The organism is Glycomyces sp. NPDC021274, from assembly GCF_040641195.1.
Classification (GTDB): Bacteria; Actinomycetota; Actinomycetes; order Mycobacteriales; family Micromonosporaceae; genus Glycomyces.
On the sequence record NZ_JBFADC010000079.1, the window covers coordinates 1 to 1,294 of the forward strand.

At 66.4% G+C, this 1,294-nt stretch carries 1 protein-coding gene and 1 pseudogene; both read left to right on the forward strand.

Annotation, left to right across the window (positions count from 1 at the left end):
- Positions 1-105 precede the first annotated feature (105 nt).
- Positions 106-843, forward strand: a complete 738-nt coding sequence (locus AB0I03_RS26705) for a methyltransferase domain-containing protein (protein ID WP_360417385.1) — start codon at positions 106-108, stop codon at positions 841-843.
- A gap of 213 nt (positions 844-1,056) precedes the next feature.
- Positions 1,057-1,294: pseudogene (locus tag AB0I03_RS26710) on the forward strand (ATP-binding protein); the annotation flags it as partial.

Here is a 1,294-nt window from a genome sequence, read left to right on the forward strand (position 1 = left end):
CTCATGCGCAACAACCAGTGGACCGCCCCGGCACCCAGCGCCGCGTAACCACTGCCGCCTTCAGCAACAGCTGCTCTGCTGCCTCTTCTTCCCAGGAGCCCCGCCATGAGTTACTTCAGCTTGCCCTCCGTCGACCTCCTCGGCGAGCAGATCGACGCCCTACTGAGCGACCCCTCCACCACCCACGGCCTGGCCCGAGCACTCCGCCACACAGCCAAGGAGATCGAACTCCACCGCTACCACCACGCCAGCCAGCGGGCTTGGCCCGACGGCCGCATCAACCGGAAGCCCTCCAAGGTCCAGATCGGCGGCGGAACCCACCGCATCGAGGGCTTCTTCAACATCGACGCCGTCCCGCCGGCGGACCTGCTCTGGGATGTCCGCGAAGGCATCCCCCTGAACGACGACACCGTCGAGCTGATCTTCTCCGAGCACTTCCTGGAGCACATCGACTACCCCCGCTCCGCCAAGAACTACGTCCGCGAGGCCCACCGCGCACTCACACCGGGCGGCAAGATCATCACCGGCGTCCCCGACGCCGCCTTCGCCCTCAGCCAGTACCCCGGGCCACTGAACCCCGCCGACGAGATGGTCGAGCGCTGGTATGCCAAGCGCGACTGCCGCAACGACATCAACACCCGGCTCGACCTCGTCAACCTCGTCTTCCGCGACCAGGACGACGATCCCAAGTACACCCCGCACCTCTGGGCCTACGACTACGAGAAGCTCGTCCAGCTCTTCACCGAGGCCGGCTTCACCACCGCAGAGCCGTGGACCTTCGACCCCAAGATCGCCAACCCGAAGCGGCGCTGGGGAAGCGTGTACGTCATCGCCACGAAGTAGCGATGACGTAGCCCACAGACCACCCGGATAGCGACCTCCCCGGCCGCACTCCCCCTGAGGGCTGTCATACCGACAACGGTCGGCATGCGGCGCCCACGCACACACAGCCGTCCCCGCTGAGGGAGGCATCCTCCGTGAATCACGTCGGCCTGCCGCTCAGCGATCTCCCCTCGCCTCAAGCCCCGGTCTGAAGTCTGTCGAAGGGTCTCCGGCATGCGCCTCCACAGCCAAAGCTTCCTTCTGGTCCGCGATCCAACCTCTGTGCCGATCAGCCGTCGCCGTCTCCAGGGTCTGGCGAAAAAGTGGGGGCTCCGCCTCGACGAGTCCTCCGATACCGCACTGACCGTCATCACCTCGGAACTGGTCACCAACGCGGTGCGGCACGGCACCGGCACGGTGCTCACCATCACGGTGTCCGCCAACCTCAGCCGACGGCGAATCCTCGTCGAGG

Excerpts from the sequence above, each read along its gene's own strand:
- AB0I03_RS26705 (WP_360417385.1), top strand. The coding sequence starts at position 106 with ATGAGTTACTTCAGCTTGCCCTCCGTCGACCTCCTCGGCGAGCAGATC.